This is a genomic window from Pseudomonas frederiksbergensis (assembly GCF_003732275.1).
Taxonomy (GTDB): domain Bacteria; phylum Pseudomonadota; class Gammaproteobacteria; order Pseudomonadales; family Pseudomonadaceae; genus Aquipseudomonas; species Aquipseudomonas frederiksbergensis_H.
The window spans coordinates 75,825-98,724 of record NZ_MOBM01000021.1 but is presented as its reverse complement, the minus strand read 5'-3'; the positions used below and the strand labels follow the sequence as shown (position 1 = coordinate 98,724).

Annotated in this window: 24 protein-coding genes; 9 read left to right on the top strand and 15 right to left on the bottom strand. The window is 61.4% G+C overall.

Going from position 1 to position 22,900, the window contains the following annotated elements; genetic code table 11:
* Positions 1-58: 58 nt before the first annotated feature.
* The 12 genes from BK662_RS17375 to nrdR form a co-directional block, all read right to left on the bottom strand.
* Positions 59-859 carry a cobalamin-binding protein gene (locus tag BK662_RS17375; RefSeq protein WP_123359068.1) on the bottom strand — a complete coding sequence of 267 codons (801 nt, stop codon included), beginning with the start codon at positions 857-859 and terminating at the stop codon, positions 59-61.
* Entirely contained in the window at positions 859-1,278 is a 420-nt protein-coding gene (locus BK662_RS17370) for an MFS transporter (RefSeq protein WP_123359067.1), read from the bottom strand. The genes BK662_RS17375 and BK662_RS17370 overlap by 1 nt, the downstream gene beginning before the upstream one ends.
* Positions 1,275-1,892 (bottom strand): GTP cyclohydrolase II, encoded by a 618-nt coding sequence (ribA, locus tag BK662_RS17365; RefSeq protein ID WP_027924335.1) that lies wholly within the window; start codon positions 1,890-1,892, stop codon positions 1,275-1,277. The genes BK662_RS17370 and ribA overlap by 4 nt, the downstream gene beginning before the upstream one ends.
* Positions 1,893-2,126: 234 nt before the next feature.
* Complete coding sequence (locus BK662_RS17360) at positions 2,127-2,864, bottom strand: substrate-binding periplasmic protein (RefSeq protein ID WP_123359066.1); 738 nt, start codon at positions 2,862-2,864, stop codon at positions 2,127-2,129.
* Between the two features lie 23 nt (positions 2,865-2,887).
* Positions 2,888-3,391: a phosphatidylglycerophosphatase A family protein gene (locus BK662_RS17355; RefSeq protein WP_008073949.1), complete on the bottom strand. Its 504-nt coding sequence runs from the start codon at positions 3,389-3,391 to the stop codon at positions 2,888-2,890.
* Entirely contained in the window at positions 3,388-4,353 is a 966-nt protein-coding gene (thiL, locus tag BK662_RS17350; RefSeq protein WP_123359065.1) for a thiamine-phosphate kinase, read from the bottom strand. Before thiL ends, BK662_RS17355 begins: the two co-directional genes overlap by 4 nt.
* Before the next feature lie 182 nt (positions 4,354-4,535).
* Positions 4,536-5,036 (bottom strand): transcription antitermination factor NusB, encoded by a 501-nt coding sequence (gene nusB / locus BK662_RS17340; RefSeq protein WP_038981348.1) that lies wholly within the window; start codon positions 5,034-5,036, stop codon positions 4,536-4,538.
* A complete protein-coding gene (ribH, locus tag BK662_RS17335; RefSeq protein ID WP_003228649.1) occupies positions 5,033-5,509 on the bottom strand; it encodes a 6,7-dimethyl-8-ribityllumazine synthase in 477 nt (158 codons plus the stop codon). The genes nusB and ribH overlap by 4 nt, the downstream gene beginning before the upstream one ends.
* A gap of 91 nt (positions 5,510-5,600) precedes the next feature.
* Positions 5,601-6,692, bottom strand: coding sequence for a bifunctional 3,4-dihydroxy-2-butanone-4-phosphate synthase/GTP cyclohydrolase II (gene ribBA / locus BK662_RS17330; protein ID WP_007906834.1), 1,092 nt, complete (start codon positions 6,690-6,692; stop codon positions 5,601-5,603).
* A 16-nt stretch (positions 6,693-6,708) separates the two neighbouring features.
* On the bottom strand, positions 6,709-7,377 hold the full coding sequence (locus tag BK662_RS17325) for a riboflavin synthase (protein WP_123359064.1): 669 nt from the start codon (positions 7,375-7,377) through the stop codon (positions 6,709-6,711).
* A 47-nt stretch (positions 7,378-7,424) separates the two neighbouring features.
* Complete coding sequence (gene ribD, locus BK662_RS17320) at positions 7,425-8,558, bottom strand: bifunctional diaminohydroxyphosphoribosylaminopyrimidine deaminase/5-amino-6-(5-phosphoribosylamino)uracil reductase RibD (protein WP_123359063.1); 1,134 nt, start codon at positions 8,556-8,558, stop codon at positions 7,425-7,427.
* The gene (gene nrdR, locus BK662_RS17315) at positions 8,555-9,019 is read right to left on the bottom strand and encodes a transcriptional regulator NrdR (protein ID WP_007906838.1); all 465 of its coding nucleotides are present in this window, start codon (positions 9,017-9,019) and stop codon (positions 8,555-8,557) included. Before nrdR ends, ribD begins: the two co-directional genes overlap by 4 nt.
* Before the next feature lie 117 nt (positions 9,020-9,136).
* On the opposite strand from nrdR, the gene BK662_RS17310 reads away from it, so the two are divergent.
* The 3 genes from BK662_RS17310 (at position 9,137) to trxA (ending at position 11,318) form a co-directional block, all read left to right on the top strand.
* The gene (locus BK662_RS17310) at positions 9,137-9,601 is read left to right on the top strand and encodes a YbaY family lipoprotein (protein WP_123359061.1); all 465 of its coding nucleotides are present in this window, start codon (positions 9,137-9,139) and stop codon (positions 9,599-9,601) included.
* The gene (locus BK662_RS17305) at positions 9,598-10,254 is read left to right on the top strand and encodes a class I SAM-dependent methyltransferase (RefSeq protein ID WP_123359060.1); all 657 of its coding nucleotides are present in this window, start codon (positions 9,598-9,600) and stop codon (positions 10,252-10,254) included. Before BK662_RS17310 ends, BK662_RS17305 begins: the two co-directional genes overlap by 4 nt.
* A gap of 191 nt (positions 10,255-10,445) precedes the next feature.
* Positions 10,446-11,318 carry a thioredoxin gene (gene trxA, locus BK662_RS17300; protein ID WP_007906841.1) on the top strand — a complete coding sequence of 291 codons (873 nt, stop codon included), beginning with the start codon at positions 10,446-10,448 and terminating at the stop codon, positions 11,316-11,318.
* Between the two features lie 143 nt (positions 11,319-11,461).
* On the opposite strand, the gene BK662_RS17295 is transcribed toward trxA, so the two are convergent.
* The gene (locus BK662_RS17295) at positions 11,462-11,809 is read right to left on the bottom strand and encodes a hypothetical protein (RefSeq protein ID WP_050681906.1); all 348 of its coding nucleotides are present in this window, start codon (positions 11,807-11,809) and stop codon (positions 11,462-11,464) included.
* A gap of 135 nt (positions 11,810-11,944) precedes the next feature.
* On the opposite strand from BK662_RS17295, the gene BK662_RS17290 reads away from it, so the two are divergent.
* The 5 genes from BK662_RS17290 (at position 11,945) to BK662_RS17270 (ending at position 16,157) form a co-directional block, all read left to right on the top strand.
* On the top strand, positions 11,945-12,547 hold the full coding sequence (locus tag BK662_RS17290; protein ID WP_123359059.1) for a DUF2796 domain-containing protein: 603 nt from the start codon (positions 11,945-11,947) through the stop codon (positions 12,545-12,547).
* A 166-nt stretch (positions 12,548-12,713) separates the two neighbouring features.
* The gene (locus BK662_RS17285; protein WP_123359058.1) at positions 12,714-13,424 is read left to right on the top strand and encodes an ABC transporter ATP-binding protein; all 711 of its coding nucleotides are present in this window, start codon (positions 12,714-12,716) and stop codon (positions 13,422-13,424) included.
* Between the two features lies 1 nt (position 13,425).
* Complete coding sequence (locus BK662_RS17280) at positions 13,426-14,691, top strand: ABC transporter permease (RefSeq protein WP_123359057.1); 1,266 nt, start codon at positions 13,426-13,428, stop codon at positions 14,689-14,691.
* An 11-nt stretch (positions 14,692-14,702) separates the two neighbouring features.
* Entirely contained in the window at positions 14,703-15,221 is a 519-nt protein-coding gene (locus BK662_RS17275; protein WP_123359150.1) for a DUF3299 domain-containing protein, read from the top strand.
* A gap of 237 nt (positions 15,222-15,458) precedes the next feature.
* Positions 15,459-16,157 (top strand): OmpW/AlkL family protein, encoded by a 699-nt coding sequence (locus tag BK662_RS17270; RefSeq protein ID WP_123359056.1) that lies wholly within the window; start codon positions 15,459-15,461, stop codon positions 16,155-16,157.
* A gap of 176 nt (positions 16,158-16,333) precedes the next feature.
* Here BK662_RS17270 and pgnE read toward each other — a convergent pair whose 3' ends face one another.
* Positions 16,334-17,263 carry a UDP-N-acetylglucosamine epimerase PgnE gene (pgnE, locus tag BK662_RS17260; protein WP_123359055.1) on the bottom strand — a complete coding sequence of 310 codons (930 nt, stop codon included), beginning with the start codon at positions 17,261-17,263 and terminating at the stop codon, positions 16,334-16,336.
* The gene (locus BK662_RS17255) at positions 17,256-18,140 is read right to left on the bottom strand and encodes a sugar nucleotide-binding protein (RefSeq protein WP_123359054.1); all 885 of its coding nucleotides are present in this window, start codon (positions 18,138-18,140) and stop codon (positions 17,256-17,258) included. Before BK662_RS17255 ends, pgnE begins: the two co-directional genes overlap by 8 nt.
* 309 nt (positions 18,141-18,449) lie before the next feature.
* Here BK662_RS17255 and BK662_RS17245 point away from each other — a divergent pair, with 309 nt between their 5' ends.
* Complete coding sequence (locus BK662_RS17245) at positions 18,450-22,766, top strand: DEAD/DEAH box helicase (protein ID WP_123359052.1); 4,317 nt, start codon at positions 18,450-18,452, stop codon at positions 22,764-22,766.
* The last annotated feature ends 134 nt before the right edge of the window (positions 22,767-22,900 follow it).

The following is a 22,900-nucleotide window of genomic DNA, read 5'->3' as shown; positions in this document are numbered from 1 at the left end:
TGTTCAGACACAGATCCAATGTGGGAGCGAGCCTGCTCGCGATGGCCGCGCCTCGGTCTTAATGGTCGGGCGCGATAATTTGGCACAACTTGGCAGTCGCTTCGATCATCTGCCCGCTCGGCCGCTCCAGTCCCTTATCCGTCACCAACAGCAATTGCCCCTGTGCCACCGCCGTCACTTGGGGCCAGCTCTTCCACGCATCGAGTTGCGCCTGATCACTGGCCAGAATCACCTCGGGATTGCGCTGCAGCACCGCCTCCACACTGACCTGCGGAGCAGGCTGCGTCAGGTCGGCAAATACATTGTGCGCTCCGCACACCTGCAGCGCATCGCTGATGATCTGCCCGCCACCCACGGTGTACAGCGGCCGATCCCAGACTTGATAAAACACCCGCAGCGGTTCATCCCGTCGATAGCGTTGGCGCAGGGAATCGAGTCGTTGACGCAGATTTTCGGCCAATGAAACGCCACGCTCCGCTCTGCCGAGTTGCGCAGCGATCACTTCAATCTGGGCGGTAAGTTGTTCGAGGTTGTGAGGTTCGGCGACAAAGGTGGGAATGTTCAGCCGTTTGAGCTGCTCACGCTGGGCCGGCCCCACACTGCCCGGCCAAAGCAGCAACAGATCGGGTTTGAGGCTGAGCAGTCGTTCCATGTCCAACTGGCCGTAGCTCCCCACGGAAGGAATATCTTTGAGTTCAGCGGGACGTTCGCCGGCATCCAGCACACCGACCAGAAGGTCAGCCGAGTTCAGCTCAACGACGATTTCAGAAAGCGACGGTGCCAGGCTGACAACCCGCTCGACCGCAGACGCCGAACCGCTGACGGCCAGCAGCAACACCGCCAGCCAGACGCTGTGCATCAGCCGAGTTGACGCGGGATACGATAGAGGTAGAACAGCACTGTGGTCGACAGCGCCAGCAGCACCAGCGGCACAGCTTCAAGCCCAACGAATACCGCCAGCGCACCAATCCAGGCGGGCAGGCCGGCGACCAGAAACGCGGCGCGGCGTTTCGCGGCCAAAGCAATCCAGGCGGCGGGTTCTTCAGGGGTGTCGAGGGCTTTCTGGGTAGCGATCAGCGCGTGCTTGTAGCCGCCAAAGAACTTCAGGCTGACAAACATCGAGGCCACACCGGCGATGAACAATGGCATGGCCAGCACCGGCAGAATCGCCTCGCTCTGGCCGAATATGCCATTGATCACGAACAGCGGCAGCAAGGCCAGCGCCAGATACTGCCACCAGTTGACTGACAGTCGCCGCCGTACCTGACCGCGGGTCACGCCCGGTCAGCCTCGCCCTGATGCTCGTTGCCCATCATGTGGTCGAGCTTGCTGGCCTTGGTCGCCAGGTAGAGTTTGTTATGCGGGTTGTGCCCGGTGTGCAACGGCACGCGCTCGGCAACCACGATGCCCATGTCGGTCAAGGCTTTGACCTTGCGTGGGTTGTTGGTCATCAGACGCAAGGACTTCACGCCCAGGTGCTCCAGCATCGGCAGGCACATGGCGTAGTCGCGCTGATCGGCGGCGAAACCCAGACGCTCGTTGGCTTCAACGGTGTCGGCGCCGCCATCCTGCAATTCATAGGCGCGGATCTTGTTCAACAGGCCAATGCCGCGACCTTCCTGACGCAGGTAGAGCAACACGCCACGGCCTTCACGGGCGATAGCCTGCAAGGCTGCCTCGAGTTGCGAACCGCAGTCGCAACGCTGGCTGAACAAGGCATCGCCGGTCAGGCATTCGGAGTGCAACCGGCCGAGTACCGGAGCACCGTCGGCGAATTCACCCAGGCTCAGTACTACGTGCTCGCGCCCGTTCTCTTCATCGAGAAAGCCATGCATGGTGAATTGCGCAAAAGGCGTTGGCAGCTTGGAAGCGGCGACAAAAACGACAGGCACCGGTGTGCTCCTGATCTATATGTACTGAAGATTCGCAGAGGCGGCATTGTAACAGCACGTTCCTGCAGACGCTTAGGCTGAATTATGGGGCATAACGATCAAAATGTTTGATCAAGAGGCCAAGCCAACAACCCTGTGGGAGCGGGCTTGCTCGCGAAAGCGGACTCACATTCAACAAATGAGTAGCCTGATATACCGCTTTCGCGAGCAAGCCCGCTCCCACATTGACTATGTTCAGTCTGTGCCGAACGGGTACGGCTGTTTCCACTTTGCGAAGATCGGTTTCAGCCGGCCGTTTTTTACCAGCACTTCCATGCGCTGATCGAACAGCGCCATCAACGTGCGGGCCCGAAGTGTATCGGCGAAGCACAGGTACAGTGGCAGGTCCGCGATGTGCGTGCGGCGAAACTGCGACGGGTCCTTGGCTTGATTAACGATGTAATCGACTTCGGTCAGCGCGTCGATGTAGTAGTCGGCGCGATTGTGGGTCAGCATCGACACAATTCCCGTGCGCCGTACGACTTCGTTATAGCGCTGCACATTGGGCAGATAAGCCTGGTACTTGTAGCCGCGCACCCAGGCCAATCGATAGTTGCCCAGGGTTTGCAAGGTCGGCACCGGATTGCTGGCCAGACCCAGTGCATAGATCGGATCGGTATCGAAACTCCAGCGCGGATAGAGCACGTCGCTGACTTCATCCCGATAGGCACCGACACAAGCATCCACTTCGCCGCGCTGAGCAAGGCCCGTGGCGCGTGTATACGGTTCGGTTCGAATATCCAGTTTGACGCCCGCCGGCTCGAACACTTCGCGTAACACGTCCCAGCCCAAACCATGGCCATCGGCGGCGGTAAAGTCTTCCCAGGCTTCGCTGGCGAGGTGAATCACGGACGGCGGCGTCGGTGCATCCCCCGCTTGGGCGAGCGAGCAAAACACCGTGAAAACCATCAGCAGCAACCCGCGTCGCGCCATCCCCAATTCTCTCACTTGACGCCTCAGACGAAAAACCACACCAGCCCTTGCATCGCCAACCACGCAAATACGCCTGCCAGTACGTCGTCGAGCATGATCCCGACGCCACCATGCACATGTCGGTCGATCCAGTGAATCGGCCAGGGCTTGAGGATGTCGAAGAAACGGAACATCAAGAACCCCGCCAGCAACCAATACCAACCTTCCGGTACCAGCCACAGGGTGATCCACATCCCGACCATTTCGTCCCAGACGATGCCTTCGTGGTCATGCACGCGCAAATCATCGGCGACCTTGCCGCACAGCCAGAAGCCGAACAGCATGGTGATGCCGAGCATCAGCCAGTAGCCCCAATCGGGCAGCATCTGCCACAACGGAATGAAGGGTAACGCCACTAACGAACCCCAGGTGCCTGGCGCTTTTGGCAGGGTGCCCGAGCCGAAGCCGAACGCCAGAAAATGCCATGGATTGCGCCAGACCGACGGCGGTACGAACTCCGCCGGGACCTGTTTGGGATGATCTGTCACGGTGTCTCCCGAAAATGTTGATAGCCCCGGATTGGCGGGGTGATGTCGTGTCCGTCGGCGTCCAGCAGTGTCACGCCCTGCCCTGCAACCACCTGCCCAAGCACATGGATCGGCCAGCCGTCCGCCAGCAACGATGGCAACTCGGCGGGCGGCAAGGTGAAGGCCAGCACGTAGTCGTCTCCACCACTTAGGGCGGCTTGCTCAGCGCCAGACTGACCGAGGAAGGCCAGCAACGCCTTCGACAGCGGCAGCTTACTGCGCTCTACCTGAATCCTGACGTTCGACGCCTGGGCAATGTGTCCACAGTCGGCGAGCAGGCCGTCGGAGATATCCAACGCCGCAGTGGCTCTGCCGCGCAACGCCATGCCCAGACCCAGCTGCGGTTGCGGTGACCAGTAATGGGCCCGCAACGGATCAGCGATGGCCGGGTCAGCCATCCGCTGGCCGAGCACCAGCGGCAATGCGCCCGCGCCGTTACCCAGCTCACCGCCCACGCAGAGCAAATCGCCCGGCTGTGCGCCGCTGCGGGTCAACGCCAGACCGGCCGGCAACCGACCGAACACGGTCATGGTCAGGCTCAACGGCCCGCGGGTGGTATCGCCACCCACCAGCGCCACACCGCAATTTTGCGCCATGAGGTTCAAACCACGGGCGAAGGCTTCCAGCCAATCGGTGGTCACCGTCGGCAAGGTCAGGGCAAGGGTAAAGGCAATGGGAGCGGCGCCCATGGCGGCCAGGTCACTGACGGCCACGGCCAGCGAACGCTGGCCGAGCAGAAACGGGTCGCAAGGGTCTGCGAAATGCACGCCGGCCACGAGCGTGTCGGTGGAAATCGCCAACTGCTCCCCGGGGGGAACAGCCAGCAAGGCGCAGTCGTCGCCGATCCCGAGGGCAACGCCTTCGCCGCCCTGCGCACAAGGCGCGGCGGCGAAGAAATTGCGGATCAGCTCAAACTCGCCCATAGCTTAGTGCCCTGTCTCACCAATATTGTTCTTTTTTTTGGCAGCGTCTGTTGTCGCCATACTGCGTAGCTGCTCCTCGCCATAGCACGCTATGACTCGTCGCGGCGCCTTGCCTGACGACAACAGCCACTCGCCAAAAAAGGAACGCATCGGCGAGACAGGACACTGGCTTCAAGCGCCGATCAGCGCTTGAACGCCTTCACTTCAGCTTCACGCAGACGCGGGGCCAGCTTGTCGAGCACGCCGTTGACGAACTTGTGGCCGTCAGTGGAACCGAAGACCTTGGCCAGTTCGATACCTTCGTTGATCACAACGCGGTACGGCACATCAACGCGCTCGAGCAGCTCCCAGGTGGACAGGCGCAGAACCGCCAGTTCAACCGGGTCCAGCTCTTCGATGGTGATGTCCAGGCATGGCGCCAGTGCGGCGTCGATCCGGTCCTTCTGTGCCGGAACCCCATGCAGGATTTCACGGAAGTAGGCGCCGTCGACATCGCTGAAATCGTTATCGACCCGAAACTGCGCTTCGATCTCGTTCAGCGATTGCTTGGCCATATGCCATTGGTACAGCGCCTGAGTCGCGAGCTGACGGGCTTCGCGACGCTTGACGCTTTTCGATGGCTTGCCGGCATCCGCAGGCTTTGGATCGCGCGGGTTGAAACGATCGCTATCGTCGCTAATCACTTGGCCTCCAACTGCGCCAGCAGGCTGACCATTTCCAGAGCGGACAGGGCAGCTTCAGCACCTTTGTTACCGGCCTTGGTGCCGGAACGTTCGATGGCTTGTTCGATGGAATCAACGGTCAGTACGCCGAAAGCGACCGGTACGCCGAACTCCATGGACACCTGGGCCAGGCCCTTGGTGCATTCGCCCGCCACGTATTCGAAGTGCGGAGTACCGCCACGAATGACTGCGCCCAGGGCGATGATTGCCGCGAACTCGCCCTTCTGAGCCACTTTCTGCGCAACCAGCGGGATTTCGAAGGCGCCAGGCGCACGGATGATGGTGATGTCGCTTTCGCTCACGCCATGGCGAACCAGGGCATCAACTGCACCGCTGACCAGGCTTTCAACGACGAAGCTGTTGAAACGGCCCACTACCAAAGCGTAGCGGCCTTTAGGGGCGATGAAGGTACCTTCGATGGTCTTCAGGGTCATTCGTTAGATCTCTTAAAGAGCCGGGACGCGTTTTCTACGCGCCCCTCAGTGATGTGTTAACCGCGAATACAGGCCCGCAAATTGCCGGTCATTATTCGGAGGGCACGTATTCTACAACTTCCAGATCGAAACCGGATATCGCATTAAATTTCATCGGCGCACTCATCAGACGCATTTTGCGCACACCCAGGTCGCGAAGGATCTGCGAACCGGCACCGACGATGCTGTAGGTGGTCGGTTTTTTCACTGCGCTGTGATCCGCGGTTTCGCGGATATGCGCCAGCAACACGTCGCCATCGAGCGGGTGACCGAGCAACAGCACCACGCCACTGCCAGCCTCGGCAACCGCAGCCATGGCGGCGCGCAGGCTCCAGCGGCCCGGTTGCTTGACCATCAGCAGGTCACGCAGCGGGTCCATGTTATGCACCCGGACCAGCGTCGGCTCTTCGGCGCACACGGTGCCCAGGGTCAGGGCCATATGCACATCGCCTTCCACCGAATCACGATAGGTCACCAGGTTGAACTGGCCCAATTCGCTGTCCAGCGGCTGCTCGGCAATCCGCTGAACGGTACGTTCATGGATCATCCGGTAGTGAATCAGGTCGGCGATGGTGCCGATCTTGATGTTGTGTTCGGCGGCAAAGGCTTCGAGTTCGGCGCGACGGGACATGGTGCCGTCGTCGTTCATCACTTCGCAGATCACACCGCTCGGCTCGAAACCGGCCATGCGCGCCAGGTCGCAGGCCGCTTCGGTGTGACCGGCGCGGGCCAGCGTACCGCCGGCCTGGGCCATCAGCGGGAAGATGTGGCCGGGGCTGACGATGTCTTCAGCCTTGGCGTCTTTGGCGGCAGCGGCTTGCACGGTGCGCGCACGGTCGGCCGCGGAGATGCCGGTGGTCACGCCTTCGGCGGCTTCGATGGACACAGTGAACTTGGTGCCGAAACCGGAACCGTTGCGTGGCGCCATCAACGGCAGCTTGAGCAGTTCGCAGCGCTCGCGACTCATCGGCATGCAGATCAGGCCACGGGCGTGCTTGGCCATGAAGTTGATGTGTTCAGGCTGGCAGCACTCGGCGGCCATGATCAGGTCGCCTTCGTTCTCGCGGTCTTCGTCATCCATGAGGATGACCATCTTGCCTTGGCGGATGTCTTCAACCAGTTCTTCGATGCTATTGAGCGCCACAAGGCACCCCCTTGGGTCAGGATTTGAGGTAGCCGTTGGCGGCCAGAAAGCTTTCAGTAATGGTGCTGCTGCCTGAGGTCGGCTCTGCGGCCTTATCGCCCAACAAAAGGCGCTCCAGATAACGTGCCAGCAAGTCGACTTCCAGATTCACCCGGCGACCCGGCTGGTACGACGCCATGATGGTTTCGCTCAGGGTGTGCGGAATGATGGTCAGCAAGAACTCGGCGCCATCGACCGCATTCACGGTCAGGCTGGTGCCGTCGACGGTGATCGAGCCTTTATGGGCGATGTACTTGGCCAGGTCTTTCGGGGCACGGATGCGAAATTCCACGGCGCGGGCATTTTCGGTGCGGGCAACCACTTCGCCCACGCCATCGACGTGACCGCTGACCAGATGCCCGCCGAGACGGGTGGTCGGGGTCAGGGCTTTTTCCAGGTTGACCGGGCTGCCACTTTTCAGGTCATTCATTGCGGTGCAGTCGAGGGTTTCGCGACTGACGTCCGCCGCAAAGCCATTGCCCGGCAATTCAACCGCCGTCAGGCACACGCCATTGACGGCAATGCTGTCGCCCAGCTTGACGTCGCTCAGGTCGAGCTTGCCGGTTTCTACGTAAACCCGCACATCTCCGCCTTTTGGGGTCAATGCGCGAATACTGCCGATGGATTCGATGATGCCGGTAAACATGGAGTCCTCCTCGAGAACAGAGCCAGCGCTAGAGCAATGGCCGGGAATTATACGCTCGCCGATGGCACAGGGATGGCAGTGACTCGCCAGTCATCGCCAACCGCACGAATATCGATGATTTTAAGCTCGGGCGCGTCTTTCATCTGCGCCAGTGGCCAGTCCAGTAGGGGGCGGGCCGAGGAGCCGAGAAACTTGCCGGCGATGAAGATCTGGAATTCGTCCACCAGCCCGAGCTGGGCAAACGCGCCAGCCAGTCGCGGGCCGGCCTCGACCAGCACATCATTGACGCCACGGTTGGCGAGTTCGACCAGTAACTGATGCAGATCGACCTGGCCATCGTCGCCCGGCACGATCAGGCATTCCGGGCCGTTGGCGTACTGTTCTTCCACCGCGACACACGTGGCGACCAATGCCGGACCGGCCTTGAAGAACGGTGCATTCAGCGGCACCCGCAGGCGACCGTCGATCAGCACGCGAAGCGGCGGACGGCTCATGGCCAAGGCGGTCTGTTCAGCGTCCAGACCCAACTCGTCGGCACGTACAGTCAAGCGCGCATTGTCCGCCAGTACCGTGTCGGCGCCGGTCAGCACCACGCTGGCCTCGGCGCGCAAACGCTGTACCGCCGAACGCGCCGCTGTACCTGTGATCCACTGGCTCTCGCCGCTTTCCATCGCCGTGCGACCGTCGAGGCTCATGGCCAACTTGACCCGCACGAACGGCAAGCCGTGTTCCATGCGTTTGAGGAAGCCTTGATTGAGCTTGCGCGCCTCGCCTTCCAGCACGCCGCTTTCAGTGGCGATACCGGCCTGGGCCAGGCGCTGCAGACCACGACCGGCGACTTCCGGGTTCGGATCCTGCATCGCCGCAACGACGCGCACCACACCGGCATTCACCAGCGCATCGGCGCAAGGCGGCGTACGGCCGTGGTGGCTGCAAGGTTCGAGGGTCACGTAAGCCGTGGCACCCCGCGCCTTGTCGCCAGCGGCGCGCAGGGCGTGGACTTCGGCGTGCGGTTCGCCGGTGCGCACATGCCAGCCTTCGCCGACAATCTGCCCGTCACGCACCACCACGCAGCCAACACGGGGGTTGGGATGCGTCGTGTAATGACCTTTGCGCGCCAGTTCCAGGGCCCGGGCCATGTAATGCGCGTCGAGGATGGTTTGTTCGGGAGGTGTGGTCATTCTTTCACCGGCTCACGGGCGAGGCGATCGATCTCTTCGCGGAACTCGTTGAGGTCCTGGAAGCGTCGGTACACCGAAGCGAAGCGGATATAGGCGACTTCATCAAGCTTCTTCAGCTCGGCCATCACCAGTTCGCCGACCACGAGGGATTTGACCTCACGTTCGCCGGTAGCGCGCAGCTTGTGTTTGATGTGTACCAGCGACGATTCGAGGCGCTCGACACTCACCGGGCGCTTCTCCAGCGCCCGCTGCATGCCGGCACGGAGTTTTTCTTCGTCGAACGGCTGGCGACTGCCGTCGGTTTTGATCAGGCGCGGCAACACCAGTTCAGCGGTTTCAAATGTCGTGAAACGTTCGCCGCAGGCCAGGCATTCACGCCGGCGGCGCACCTGTTCGCCCTCGGCGACCAGACGCGAGTCGATGACCTTGGTGTCGTTGGCACCGCAGAAGGGACAGTGCATGGTGGCAGGCAACAAAAAATGGGAGGGCCATGTTAGCGCATCCCCGTGGCAAGACAAGCCATAGGGTTTGCGGTATACAGACTGGCTGTATATGGATTTCGCTTGCTGGAGCCGCCAATGTCTTTACGACCCCTCATTTTGCTCAGTCTTTTCAGCCTGTTGGTGGCCTGTGGCAGCGATGCGCCCAAGCCCCAGCCGCCAACGCCCGGCCCTGCACCGCAACAGGCGCAGAAGAAAGCCAAGGCGTCGGCCGAGCTCGGCCCCCTGCCGGCTTATCAACGTGAATTGAGCGGCACCCTGCAGGGCGTGCCGGCCGGTGCCGAAGTCGAACTGGCGTTGCTGGTGATCGACGAAAAGGATCGTCCGCAACTATTGCTCGCCAGTTCCAACCTGATCGGTACCAATCAAGTGTTGCCGTTTCGCCTGCGCTTCAACCCCGAGTCCTTTCCGGCCGGTGCCCGCGTCGAGCTTCGCGGCCGCGCCAGCCAGTCCGGGCAGTTGATTCTGCATCTGCCGGCGCAAATGATCACACAGCCAACCACCCAGGCATTGGGTCAGCTGCAATTCGTCAAAGCGCCATGATTGCACCGCTCGATCTGCAACAGGCGTTAGGTGAACTGCTCGGCGATGCACAGCTTGTAGCCTGTGAGTTACCCGGCACCGAGCTGAAACTCTGGCTGATCGACGGCGACAACATGGACCGTGCCTTCAGCCCGGAAGAAACCCGGCGGATTCTCCACGAGCCGCCGTACTGGAGTTTCTGCTGGGCCAGTGGGCTGGCCGTGGCTCGTTATCTCGCCGAGCACCCGCACTGGGTCGAAGGTAAACGAGTGCTGGATTTCGGCGCCGGCTCAGGGGTAGCCGGGATTGCGGCGGTGAAAGCCGGAGCCCTGGAAGTGGTGGCCTGTGACCTGGACCCGCTGGCGATTGCCGCGTGTCGGGCGAATGCCGAACTCAATGGCGTGCAACTCAGCTACTCGACGGACTTTTTCGCCGAGGCCGATCGGTTTGATCTGATTCTGGTGGCCGATGTGTTGTACGACCGGGCAAACCTGCCGTTGCTCGACGAATTTCTCAACCGTGGCCGGGAAGCGTTGGTGGCGGATTCGCGGGTGAGGGATTTTCGCCATCCGTTGTATCGGCGCATTGAAATGCTGGAGGCAATGACCTTGCCGGATCTGGCCGAACCTGAAGAGTTTCGGTATGTGAGTCTTTATCACGCGCGGCGTGGCTAAGAGCATCGCGAGCAGGCTCGCTCCCACAGTGGTTTTGTAGGGAGCACAAATTTTACGGAGGACTTTGACCCGGAGCGAGCCTGCTCGCGATGGCGGCTTATCAGACACCAGAAGACTAACTGTCACCCCGCTTTCAGCCACCCCCCACCAAGCCTTATAGTGACCACATTCACGCTTTTACGAGATCCCCCATGAGTCAGGAAACGCCGTACATTTTCGACGCCACGACTGCCGATTTCGACCAGTCGGTGATCGAGAACTCTTTTCACAAACCGGTGCTGGTGGATTTCTGGGCCGAATGGTGTGCGCCGTGCAAGGCCTTGATGCCGATGCTGCAAACCATCGCCGAGAGCTACCAGGGCGAATTGCTGTTGGCCAAGGTCAACTGTGACATCGAGCAGGACATTGTTGCGCGCTTCGGCATTCGCAGCCTGCCGACTGTGGTGCTGTTCAAGGACGGTCAGCCGGTGGACGGTTTTGCCGGTGCGCAACCTGAATCCGCCGTCCGCACGATGCTCGAACCCCACGTGCAAATGCCGCCACCCGCTGCTGCCGACCCGTTCGAACAGGCTCAGGCGCTGTTCGATGACGGCCGTTACGCCGACGCCGAAGCCACGCTCAAAGTACTGCTGGCTGAAGACAACACCAACGCCAAGGCGCTGATCCTCTACGCCCGCTGCCTGACTGAGCGCGGCGAGTTGGGTGAAGCGCAAATCGTGCTCGACGCGGTCAAGACCGATGAGCACAAGGCCGCGCTGGCCGGCGCCAAGGCGCAGATCCAGTTCCTCGGTCAGGCCAGGGATTTGCCGGATGCGGCAGACCTGAAAGCGCGTCTGGCGAAAAATCCGCAGGACGATGAAGCGGTCTATCAACTGGCGATCCAGCAACTGGCCCGTCAGCAATACGACGCGGCGCTGGATGCCTTACTGAAACTGTTCATCCGCAATCGCAGCTACAGCGAAGGCTTGCCGCACAAGACCTTGCTGCAGGTGTTCGAACTGCTGGGCAACGATCACCCGCTGGTGACCACGTACCGTCGCAAGTTGTTTGCTGCGCTTTATTAAAATCAAAAGATCGCAGCTTTCGGCAGCGCCTACAGGGGAAATACAAATCCCGTGTAGGAGCTGCCGCAGGCTGCGATCTTTTGATCTTCCGGCCATTCCTGCGCGTAGAAGCAAGATCAAGGGATCGCAGCCTTCGGCAGCTCCTACGCTGGCTTGCGCCAGCTGTACAGCGGGGTATCCCCGCCGCTCACCACTTTGACGTTTGCGCAGTGGCGCAAGCGCACCAACAAGCGCTTGCCCGCCGCTGCGCTGCCGGTCAGCCCTTCCAGCTGCTCCAGCAAATCCGGCCCGCTCAATTGCCCGGCCTTGCGCAGCAGCTCTTGGGCGATCTGCCACAGCGCATCGTCCTGATTCACCGGTTTGGCGGGCGCAGCACTCGCCTCGGGTTTTGCTGCCTGCAACTGCGCCCCGAGCTGCGCCCAGTCGCCTTCATCCAGCTCCAGCGTCAAATCCACCGGCCAGTCGCCGATGCTTCCGCGTATTCGCAACATAAGTCTGCTCCTGCACATACCTGACTCGCATGCTCCCATGGGTCTTGCGCAACGCCAAGCAGACGGTCAAACTCTCGGCACTTTCGTTATAAGATTACATAACAAATTTTTCATTTTACTTTTCGGAGACCCACCATGCGCCGTCTGCTGCTCGCTTTGCCGTTTGCCTTGTTGCCGCTGGCTGTCGCCCATGCGGCGGTCGAGCATGATCACGATCATGATGAACATGGCAGCCTCAGCGCCCACGAACATGGCGTCGGTCGCCTGAACGCGGCGCTGGATGGCCAGACTCTGGAGCTTGAACTGGAAAGCCCGGCGATGAACCTGGTGGGTTTCGAACATGCCGCCACCACCGACGCCGACAAGGCCAAAGTCGCCGCCGTCCGCGCGCAGCTGGAAAAACCGCTGGTGCTGTTCAACCTGCCGAAAGCCGCCGGTTGCGTGGTCGCGACTCAGGAACTGGAAAGCCCGCTGTTCGGTAACAAACCGGATGCCGACGACCATGACGAAGATGATCACGAGGCGGCCAAGGACGGCCACGAACATCACCATGACCACAGCGAAATCCACGCCCATTACCAATTCAGCTGCTCGGCACCAGGCGCGCTGAAGACCCTGGACCTGGCTAATATCTTCAACACATTCCCGGCCACCCAGAAGATTCAGGTACAACTGATCAGCCCGAGCGGGCAGCAAGGGGTTGAAGTAACAGCCAAGGCTGCCGCCCTGAAATTCTGAATTCACCGAAGATCCCCTGTGGGAGCGAGCCTGCTCGCGATAGCGGCCGAACAGTCGACATCTATGTTGAAGGTGACGGCCTCATCGCGAGCAGGCTCGCTCCCACCGGGGGTTTGTGTTGAGTGTGACATTGAGACAAGTACCCAAAACCCATGAAATCGGCGCTATGACCCAAGCACTCATCGAACTGTCCGACCTGGGCTTCAGCTGGCCCGGTCATCCGCTGCTGCTGGACATCCCGGCGTTTCGCCTCATGCCAGGTGAAACCCTGTTCCTCAAAGGCCCCAGCGGCAGCGGCAAGACCACTTTGCTGGGCCTGCTCGGTGGCGTGCAAAAGCCTGATCGCGGCAGTATTCGCCTGCTCGGCCAGGAGCTGACCGAGCTCTCTGCCGGCGCTCGCGACCACTTCCGCGTCGATCACACCGGCTACATCTTCCAGCAGTTCAACTTACTGCCGTTCCTCTCGGTACGCGAGAACGTCGAATTGCCCTGCCACTTCTCCAAACTGCGCGCCGAACGGGCGAAACAGCGTCACGGCAGTGTCGATCAGGCCGCAGCTACCCTGCTCGCCCACCTGGGTTTGACCGATCAAAACCTGCTCAGCCGCCGCGCCGATTCGCTGTCCATCGGCCAGCAGCAACGAGTCGCCGCAGCGCGCGCGTTGATCGGTCAGCCGGAACTGGTGATCGCCGACGAACCGACGTCGGCGCTGGATTACGACGCCCGCGAGAACTTCATTCGCCTGCTGTTCGCCGAATGCCGCGAAGCCGGGTCGAGCCTGTTGTTTGTCAGCCATGACCAGAGTCTCGCGCCGCTGTTCGATCGCCACCTGTCGCTGGCCGATCTCAATCGCGCCGCCACCCCGTCCGAGGTCTGAGATGTATTTGTTTCGTCTAGCCATGGCCAGTCTGGCTAACCGTCGCTTCACCGCGATCCTCACCGCATTCGCCATCGCCCTGTCGGTCTGCCTGCTGCTGGCGGTGGAGCGGGTGCGCACCGAAGCCAAAGCCAGTTTCGCCAGCACCATCAGCGGCACCGACCTGATCGTCGGCGCGCGTTCCGGTTCGGTGAACCTGCTGTTGTATTCGGTGTTCCGCATCGGCAACGCCACCAACAACATTCGTTGGGACAGCTTTGAACATTTCGCTAACAACCCGAAAGTGAAGTGGGCGATCCCGATGTCCCTCGGCGATTCCCATCGCGGATATCGGGTGATGGGCACCACCGAGGCGTACTTCGAACATTACCAGTACGGCCATCAACAACACCTCGAACTCGCCGACGGCCGCGCCTTCGCCAGCGATCCGTTCGAAGTGGTGCTCGGCGCCGAAGTGGCCGATGCGCTGCATTACAAGCTCGGCGACAAACTGGTGTTGGCCCATGGCGTGGCGGTGATCAGCCTGGTCAAACACGACGACAAACCATTCACCGTGGTCGGCATTCTCAAACGTACCGGCACCCCGGTGGACCGCACGCTGCACATCAGCCTCGGCGGAATGGAAGCCATCCACATCGACTGGCACAACGGCGTGCCGGCACGCGGTAACGGCCGGATCAGTGCCGACCAGGCGCGCAACATGGACCTGACGCCGCAAGCGATCACCGCGTTCATGCTCGGCCTCAACAGCAAGATTTCGACGTTTGCGCTGCAACGGGAGATCAACGAATTCCGTGGCGAACCGATGCTGGCGATCCTGCCGGGTGTGGCATTGCAGGAGCTGTGGAGTTTGATGAGCACGGCGGAAAAAGCCTTGTTCGTCGTCTCGCTGTTCGTGGTGCTCACCGGGTTGATCGGCATGCTCACGGCGATCCTCACCAGCCTCAACGAGCGGCGCCGCGAGATGGCGATTCTGCGCTCGGTCGGCGCGCGGCCGTGGCACATCGCGACTTTGCTGGTGCTGGAAGCCTTTGCCCTGGCGTTGTCCGGAGTGATTGCCGGTGTGGCGCTGCTGTATGTGTGCATCGCCGCAGCTCAGGGTTACGTGCAGGCGAATTATGGCTTGTACTTGCCGCTGGCCTGGCCGAGTGAATATGAATGGACGCTGCTCGGTGGCATCCTGATCGCCGCGCTGCTGATGGGCAGCGTGCCGGCCTGGCGCGCTTATCGCCAATCCTTGGCCGATGGCCTGTCGATCCGACTATGAGGACATTAATGATGCCCCGCGCTGTGCTTGCGCTATTGATGCTGGTTGCCCTTCCGTTGTGGGCGGGCGAGCCGAAGGACCTGACCTGGTCGGAAATGATCCCGCCGGATGCTGCGCCAGAAGTGCCGAACATGACGCCGCTGCATGACCTGTCGAAGATGAGCGATGCGTTGTCCGCAGAATCGGCCCCGGCCGCCAAGCAGGACATGCCGAACGCGCCGGTGGTGAAGAGCCTCGACGGCCAGAATATTCGTTTACCGGGGTACATCGTGCCGCTGGAAGTCAGTGAAGAAGGCCGCACTACGGAGTTTCTGCTGGTGCCGTATTTCGGCGCCTGCATCCACGTACCGCCTCCACCGTCGAACCAGATCGTGCATGTCAAAAGCGAAGTCGGCGTGAAGCTTGATGAGCTGTATCAGCCGTACTGGATCGAAGGTGCGTTGCAGGTAAAGGCGTCCACCAGCGAGTTGGCGGATGCCGGGTATCAGATGGAGGCGGACAAGATTTATGTGTATGAATTGCCGGAGTGAATCCGGTGGTTGTGTGTGATCTGACAGATAGCTATCGCGAGCAGGCTCGCTCCCACAAGGGATGGTGTTGATACGCAACTATCATGAAACACCACGATCTATTGTGGGAGCGAGCCTGCTCGCGATGAGGCCATCGAAACCAACCCATCACTGTTTCATTGAGCTGAATCAAAAGACCGTATCAGTTGGATCACTACCATTGGACATCGAACATTTTTAACGTCCTTTGGAGCCCCCATGCACAAGTCCAAGCTCTGCGCTTCGCTGTTCGCCCTCGCGCTCGCCGCCCCGCTCGCCCATGCTCACACTGCCGGTGACATCATCGTTCGGGCCGGTGCGATCACCGTCAACCCGGAAGCCGACAGCTCCAGCGTCAAGGTCGATCAGGGCCCGCTGAAGGGCGCCGATCTGGGTGGCAAGGCCACCATGAGCAGCGACACGCAACTGGGTTTGAACTTCGCCTACATGATCACCAACAATCTGGGGATCGAACTGCTGGCGGCCTCGCCGTTCGAGCATGACGTGAAGCTCAAAGGCACCGCCCTCGGCGCCGCCAACGGCAAACTCGGCACCCTGAAACACCTGCCGCCAACCCTGAGCCTGGTCTACTATCCGCTGGACGCCAAGTCCGCGTTCCAGCCGTACATCGGCGGCGGCATCAACTATACCTGGATCTACGACGAACACGTCGGCAGCGAAGCCGCCGCCAATGGCTTCAGCAACTTCAAGGCGGATAACTCCTGGGGGCTGGCCTGGCAGGTCGGTGCCGACTACATGCTGACCGACAACGTAATGATCAACGCGCAGGTGCGCTACATCGACATCGACACCACCGCGACCGTGGAAAACAACGCCGTCGCACCGGGCACCCGGGCCAAGGTCGACGTTGATGTGGACCCGTTCATTTACATGGTTGGTTTGGGTTACAAGTTCTAAGAAACACTTGTCCGGCGTTTGTGGCGAGGGAGCTTGCTCCCGCTGGGCTGCGAAGCAGACCCAATAATGATGGCGACTGCTGCGCCGTCGAACGGGAGCAGCTCCCTCGCCACGAGTATTGCATCGGCCACAAAAAAGGCGCCTTAAAGGCGCCTTTTTCATGGCTGTGTAAAACTTCAGTGACCCAGCAACCGCGCCAGGCCAACACTCATTGGTGTCTGCTCCGGGTATGTAAAACGCTCCAGCAAACGTCGGTTGTTCGCTCGTGAATGACGGATATCACCGGAACGCGCCGGGCCGTAGCTCACGGGCGGCAGCTTGCCGACCACCGCTTCAAGGGCTGCCAGCATTTGTTTGAGGGTTGTAGCCTGATTCCAGCCGACATTCACCGGGCCGACTTCGACCTGAGGTTTCTCGATAGCTTGCACCAACACGTCCACCAGATCCTCGACATAGACAAAATCCCGAGTCTGCTCGCCATCGCCGAACACGGTGATCGGCAAGCCTTTCTGTGCGCGCTCGCTGAAAATACTGATCACCCCGGAATACGGCGAGGATGGATCCTGGCGCGGGCCGAAGATGTTGAAGAAGCGGAAAATCACCGGCTCCAGACCGTGCTGGCGACGATAGAAATCGAAGTAATGCTCGCTCGCCAATTTGTCCGCCGCGTATGGCGTCAACGGTGCCTTGGGTGTGTCTTCATCAATCGACTCACCTTCGCCATTATTGCCGTAGACCGCTGCGCTGGACGCGTACAGCACCCGTTTGACACCGGCCTGACGCATGGCTTCGCAGACATTCAGCGAGCCGATGAAATTGCTCTGGTGAGTCTTCACCGGATCATCCACCGAAGCCTGCACCGAGGCCACCGCGGCCAGGTGCGCAACAGCGCTGCAACCGACCATCGCCTGCGCCACCAATGCGGCATCGGCGACGTCGCCCACGATCAGTTCGACGAGGGGATTGTCCAGCGGCAGGTTGCTGCGTTTGCCGGTAGAGAGGTCATCGAGAATACGCACCGAATGCCCTTTGGCAAGCAAGGCGTCGGTCAAATGCGAACCGATGAAACCGGCGCCGCCGGTGATTAAAACAGGGCTGTCAGCCATGGCGATAAAACCTATCCAGTAAGCCCGGGAGTGCCGCGCGCCAGGCGCGAGGCTTGATCCCGAAAGTGTGCAGAATTTTCTTGCAGGCCAGCACCGCGTGCTGCGGTTCTTCGACGGCGTCGGGCCGCGCGGCATGAGCCTGGGCGGTCGGCGCTTCGATGGCCAGCGGGTGTAAGGCGCGTGCTTCGGTAAGAATCGCCTGCCCCAGCGCCAGCGGCGTGGTCGCTTCATGTCCGGCGTAGTGGTAAGTGCCCCACAGCGGCGCGGAGCAATCGAGTTGCTTGAGCACCGAAATGATCACCCGGGCGGCATCGTCCACCGGCGTCGGATTGCCGCGACGATCATCGGCCATCAGCAGTTCTTCAGCTTTCTCGGCCCGGGCCAGGAATCGCCCGAGGGTGCCGTCGGGGCTGTCATCGAGCAGCCAGCCGAAACGCAGCAACACATGCTGCGGACAGGTGGCGCGCACGCTTTGCTCGATTCGCCACAAGGCCTGGCCACGCAGGCCCAGCGGTACCGGTTCGTCTTTTTCGCTGTAGGCGGTTGCCCGGGAGCCATCGAACACGCGATAACTCGACGGTTGCAGCAGCACAATGTTGTGATGCTGGCACAGCTCGGCCAGCCGTTCGATGGCTCGCTCCTGCCCGGCCAGACGCTGCTCGCTGACGGTTTCCGCCTGGAACCAGTCAAAGTAGTAGGCGAGATTGATCAACGCATCCGGACGGGTATCGTCGAGCAGTTGCGTCAGGCTCGCGGCGTCCCAGCCGTCTTGCGGGGGGCGGGGGGCGAGGAAACCGATGTCTTCCTCCGCACCGAGGCGAATCAGCGCCTGCCCAAGGGCATTTCCGCCGCCCAGTAACATAAGGCGCATTCGCATAGAGTCAGCAGGCCCAGTCTGATTGGAACGATGGCTTTATCGACAGCGCCCACAGGCGATGTCCTCAATAATTGCCGGAATCGTTGCATTTTGCGGGTTTAGTGCGCAACCGTCATCCGTAAAGTGTAGATCTACCGGATTTACGGTGCTGCAACCGGCCCCATCGCGAGCAGGCTCGCTCCCACAAGGGATGTGTGGCGCATACAAATCCAATGTGGGAGCGAGCCTGCTCGCGATGGGGCCATAAGGATCGACACAGATCCTGAGCGGTACTTGCATCTTCCCGCCCCCACCCGCATAAATTACTCCATGAATCTGCCCATCCCCACGGACGCTGCCCTGGCAGGCTTTCACCCCGCCGTCAGCGCCTGGTTCAGCAACACCTTCGCGACGGCCACCGCCGCCCAGGCCCGGGCGTGGCCGTTGATCCGCCAGCGCCGCTCGACTCTGATCGCCGCGCCCACCGGCTCCGGCAAAACCCTCACCGCGTTTCTGGCCGTGCTCGATGATCTGATCCATCGCGGCCTGGAGAGCCCGGACGGCCTGCCAGACGAAACCCTGGTGGTCTACGTTTCGCCGCTCAAGGCGTTGTCCAACGACATCCAGATCAACCTGCAAAACCCGCTGGCCGGCATTACCGAACAGTTGCGCGTGATGGGCTTGCCCGATGTGCCGATCAGCACCGCCGTGCGCACCGGCGATACGCCGCAAAAAGATCGCTCGGCCATGCGCAAAACCGCGCCGCACATTCTGGTGACCACCCCGGAATCCCTTTACGTGCTGCTCGGCTCCGACTCCGGCCGGCAAATGCTAGGCACCACCCACACGGTAATCGTCGACGAAATCCACGCCATTGCCGCCAGCAAACGCGGTAGCCACCTGGCCCTGAGCCTGGAACGTCTGCAGGCGCTTTGCTCGCAACCACTGGTGAGGATCGGCCTGTCTGCCACGCAAAAACCCATCGAAGCGGTCTCGCGCTTTTTGGTCGGCCGTGATCGCGACTGCGACATCATCGACATCGGCCACGCCCGCCCACGGGATCTCGATATAGAGGTGCCGCCCGTGCCGTTGTCGGCGGTGATGGCCAATGACGTCTGGGAACTGGTCTATGACCGACTCGCCGCCCTCGCCCGTGAACACCGGACCACGCTGATTTTCGTCAACACCCGACGCCTGGCCGAACGCCTGAGTCGACACTTGAGCGAGCGCCTCGGCAAGGACGCGGTAGCGGCCCACCATGGCAGCCTGGCCAAAGAGTTTCGTCTCGACGCCGAACAACGGCTTAAGCGCGGCGAGCTGCAAGTGCTGATCGCCACTGCTTCGCTGGAATTGGGGATCGATATCGGCGACGTCGACCTGGTGTGCCAGATCGCTTCGCCACGCTCGATTGCCGGGTTTCTGCAACGGGTCGGCCGCTCCGGGCACCAGGTCGGCGGCACGCCCAAGGGCCGGTTATTCGCCACCACCCGCGACGACCTGATCGAATGCGCCGCCCTGCTCGATTGCGTCCGCCGTGGTGAACTCGACACGTTGCAAATCCCAGAAGCGCCGCTGGACGTGCTGGCCCAGCAGATCATCGCCGAGGTCAGCTGCCAGGAATGGCAGGAACAGGCGCTGCTGGAAATGCTGCGCAACGCCTCGCCTTACGCCACGCTCGACGAAAAGCACTATCAGGCACTGCTGCAGATGCTCGCCGAGGGCTATAACGGGCGCCTGGGTGTTCGCAGCGCTTATCTGCACCGGGACGCCGTAAGCCGCACCCTGCGCGGCCGTCGAGGCGCCAAGCTGACCGCCGTGACCAGCGGCGGGACGATTCCCGACAACGCCGACTACAGCGTGTTGCTGGAGCCTCAAGGGCTGAACATCGGCAGCGTCAACGAAGACTTCGCGGTGGAAAGCATTGCCGGGGATATCTTTCAGCTGGGCAATACGTCGTATCGAATCCTGCGGGTCGAAACCGGCAAGGTCCGGGTTGAAGACGCTCAGGGTCAACCGCCGACCATTCCGTTCTGGCTCGGTGAAGCCCCCGGGCGCAGTGATGAACTGTCGTTCGCCGTGGCCCGCCTGCAAGCGCAACTCGATGAGCGGCTCGGTGCCACACCCGGCAACTTGCAGCCAGCCGTCGACTGGCTGACCGACGTACTCGGCTTGAACCTCGCCAGTGCCGAGCAACTGGTGGATTACCTGGCCCGGGCACGGCAGGCCCTCGGCGCCTTACCATCGCAAGACACGCTGCTGATGGAGCGGTTTTTCGATGAGTCCGGCGGTACGCAACTGATCATCCATTCACCGTTCGGCAGCCGCATCAACCGCGCCTGGGGCCTGGCCCTGCGCAAGCGTTTCTGCCGCACTTTCAACTTCGAATTGCAGGCCGCCGCCAGCGAGGACGCCATCGTGCTGTCGCTGTCCACCGGTCACAGCTTCGAGCTGGAGGACGTCTGGCGTTATCTGCACAGCAACAGTGCCGAACACACCTTGATTCAAGCGGTACTCGAGGCGCCGCTGTTCGGCGTGCGCTGGCGCTGGAACGCAGGGGTCGCTTTGGCGCTTCCGCGTTACAGCGGCGGACGCAAAGTACCACCACAGATTCAGCGGATGAAAAGCGAAGACCTGATCGCCAGCGTGTTTCCCGATCAAATCGCCTGCGTGGAAAACCTCGCCGGCGAGCGCGAAATTCACGATCATCCGCTGGTGGAACAAACCCTCGACGATTGCCTGCACGAAGCCATGGACAGCGAAGGCTGGCTGACGTTGTTACGGCGCATGGAACAGGGCGACATCCGCCTGATCAGCCGTGATTTGCCTGCGCCTTCGCCACTGGCGGCGGAGATTCTCAGCGCCCGCCCCTACACCTTTCTCGACGATGCTCCGCTGGAAGAGCGCCGCACTCAGGCAGTGCTCAACCGCCGCTGGAGTGATCCGCAATCCACCGATGATCTGGGTGCGCTGGACGCCGAGGCGATTACCGCGGTGCGTGATGAAGCCTGGCCAACGCCCACCGGCGTTGATGAAATGCATGAAGCACTGATGAGCCTGGCGTGTATCGCCGATGCCGAGGCCCAGGCCAACCCGAATTGGCTCGAGTGGCTGAATACCTTGGCCGACACTGGCCGGGCCAGCCGTTTGCAGCTCAACGCCGAGCAATCGCTGTGGTTGGCGCTGGAACGGCTGACCTGCCTACGGGCAATTTATCCACAAGCCATATTGGTTCCACCGTTGGAGGCATTGCCCGGTTTCGATGAAACCTGGGAGCCGGACGAAGCAGTGCTGGAACTGATTCGTGCACGGCTCAGCGCGTTTGGTCCGTTGCCGCTAAAAGCGATTGCCGAACCGCTCGGTCTGCCGGCTATTCAAGTCAGTCAGGCCCTGACGCAACTGGAGCGCGAAGGCTATGTACTGCGCGGGCGATTCACCCCAGGCGCCCCTGAAGAAGAATGGTGTGAACGGCATCTGCTGGCGCGGATTCATCGCTACACCGTCAAACGGCTGCGACGGGAAATCGAGCCGGTGGCGTTGCAGGATTTCATGCGTTTTCTGTTCGACTGGCAGCATCTTTCCGCCGCGAGCCAAGGTCAGGGCCGCGCGGTGTTGCCGGCGATCATCAGCCAGTTCGAAGGCTACCCCGCCGCTGCTTCGGCGTGGGACAGCGACATTCTGCCAGCGCGGCTCAAAGACTATTCGGCGACCTGGCTGGATGATTTGTGCCGCAGCGGCAAACTGGTGTGGACCCGCCTGACCACGCGCAACAAGAGCACCAGCACGGCATTGCGCAGCACGCCGATTCTATTGCTGCCGCGCAGTCAGGTCGGGTTGTGGAGTGGCTTGACCGAGCAGACACCGGTCAGCGAGCTGTCGCCCAAAACACAAAAAGTCCACGAAGCATTCTGCCAACACGGCGCACTGTTTTTCGATGAGCTGATTCATGAAGCCCATCTGCTGCGCTCGGAACTGGAAATCGCCTTGCAGGAACTGGTCGGTGCCGGGCTGGTAAACGCCGACAGCTTCGCCGGACTGCGAGCGCTGATTACCCCGGCCAGCAAACGCCAGAATCGCAGCAGCCGACGCGGTCGCGGAGCGTTTGTCGGCGGCATGGACGATGCCGGACGCTGGGCGTTGCTGCGCCGCGGTGCTGCCGCCCCGGTTGTGGATAAACAACGGCCGGCGCCCACACCCAACGAAACCCTGGAACACATTGCCATGACCTTGCTGCGCCGCTACGGCGTGGTGTTCTGGCGTTTGCTGGAGCGTGAGGCGGACTGGTTGCCGAGTTGGCGAGAATTGCTGCGCACGTTCCATCGACTCGAGGCCCGGGGCGAGATTCGTGGCGGACGGTTTGTCAGTGGCTTGGCGGGGGAACAATTTGCACTCCCTGAGGCGATTGCGTTGCTGCGCGAAGTCAGGCGGCGCCCCCATGACGGGAGTCTGATCGCGGTGTGTGGGGTGGATCCGCTGAACCTCGCTGGCACCCTGTTGCCAGGCGCGAAAGTGCCGGCGCTGGCGAGCAATCGACTGGTGTATCGCGACGGCATACCGGCCGCCGCCGAGATCGCCGGCAAGCAGCAGTTCTGGCTGGAGCTGGATCAGCAGGCCAGTGGCGAGGTGCGTAGCAAACTGATCCGGCATTGATGTTGTCCGGACCGGCCCCATCGCGAGCAGGCTCGCTCCCACAGGGGATTTGCATGATGCTGAAATTCCTGACACAGCACCGGCCAATGTGGGAGCGAGCCTGCTCGCGATGAGGCCCTTACAGTCACCAAGTC

Bases quoted from the DNA above. Each gene is read 5' to 3' on its own strand.
- BK662_RS17375 (WP_123359068.1), bottom strand. From the start codon at position 859: ATGCACAGCGTCTGGCTGGCGGTGTTGCTGCTGGCCGTCAGCGGTTCG.
- BK662_RS17360 (WP_123359066.1), bottom strand. From the start codon at position 2,864: ATGGCGCGACGCGGGTTGCTGCTGATGGTTTTCACGGTGTTTTGCTCG.
- thiL (WP_123359065.1), bottom strand. From the start codon at position 4,353: ATGGGCGAGTTTGAGCTGATCCGCAATTTCTTCGCCGCCGCGCCTTGT.
- ribH (WP_003228649.1), bottom strand. From the start codon at position 5,509: ATGACCCTGAAGACCATCGAAGGTACCTTCATCGCCCCTAAAGGCCGC.
- BK662_RS17325 (WP_123359064.1), bottom strand. From the start codon at position 7,377: ATGTTTACCGGCATCATCGAATCCATCGGCAGTATTCGCGCATTGACC.
- ribD (WP_123359063.1), bottom strand. From the start codon at position 8,558: ATGACCACACCTCCCGAACAAACCATCCTCGACGCGCATTACATGGCC.
- nrdR (WP_007906838.1), bottom strand. From the start codon at position 9,019: ATGCACTGTCCCTTCTGCGGTGCCAACGACACCAAGGTCATCGACTCG.
- BK662_RS17310 (WP_123359061.1), top strand. From the start codon at position 9,137: ATGTCTTTACGACCCCTCATTTTGCTCAGTCTTTTCAGCCTGTTGGTG.
- BK662_RS17305 (WP_123359060.1), top strand. From the start codon at position 9,598: ATGATTGCACCGCTCGATCTGCAACAGGCGTTAGGTGAACTGCTCGGC.
- trxA (WP_007906841.1), top strand. From the start codon at position 10,446: ATGAGTCAGGAAACGCCGTACATTTTCGACGCCACGACTGCCGATTTC.
- BK662_RS17295 (WP_050681906.1), bottom strand. From the start codon at position 11,809: ATGTTGCGAATACGCGGAAGCATCGGCGACTGGCCGGTGGATTTGACG.
- BK662_RS17290 (WP_123359059.1), top strand. From the start codon at position 11,945: ATGCGCCGTCTGCTGCTCGCTTTGCCGTTTGCCTTGTTGCCGCTGGCT.
- BK662_RS17285 (WP_123359058.1), top strand. From the start codon at position 12,714: ATGACCCAAGCACTCATCGAACTGTCCGACCTGGGCTTCAGCTGGCCC.
- BK662_RS17280 (WP_123359057.1), top strand. From the start codon at position 13,426: ATGTATTTGTTTCGTCTAGCCATGGCCAGTCTGGCTAACCGTCGCTTC.
- BK662_RS17275 (WP_123359150.1), top strand. From the start codon at position 14,703: ATGCCCCGCGCTGTGCTTGCGCTATTGATGCTGGTTGCCCTTCCGTTG.
- BK662_RS17270 (WP_123359056.1), top strand. From the start codon at position 15,459: ATGCACAAGTCCAAGCTCTGCGCTTCGCTGTTCGCCCTCGCGCTCGCC.
- pgnE (WP_123359055.1), bottom strand. From the start codon at position 17,263: ATGGCTGACAGCCCTGTTTTAATCACCGGCGGCGCCGGTTTCATCGGT.
- BK662_RS17255 (WP_123359054.1), bottom strand. From the start codon at position 18,140: ATGCGAATGCGCCTTATGTTACTGGGCGGCGGAAATGCCCTTGGGCAG.
- BK662_RS17245 (WP_123359052.1), top strand. From the start codon at position 18,450: ATGAATCTGCCCATCCCCACGGACGCTGCCCTGGCAGGCTTTCACCCC.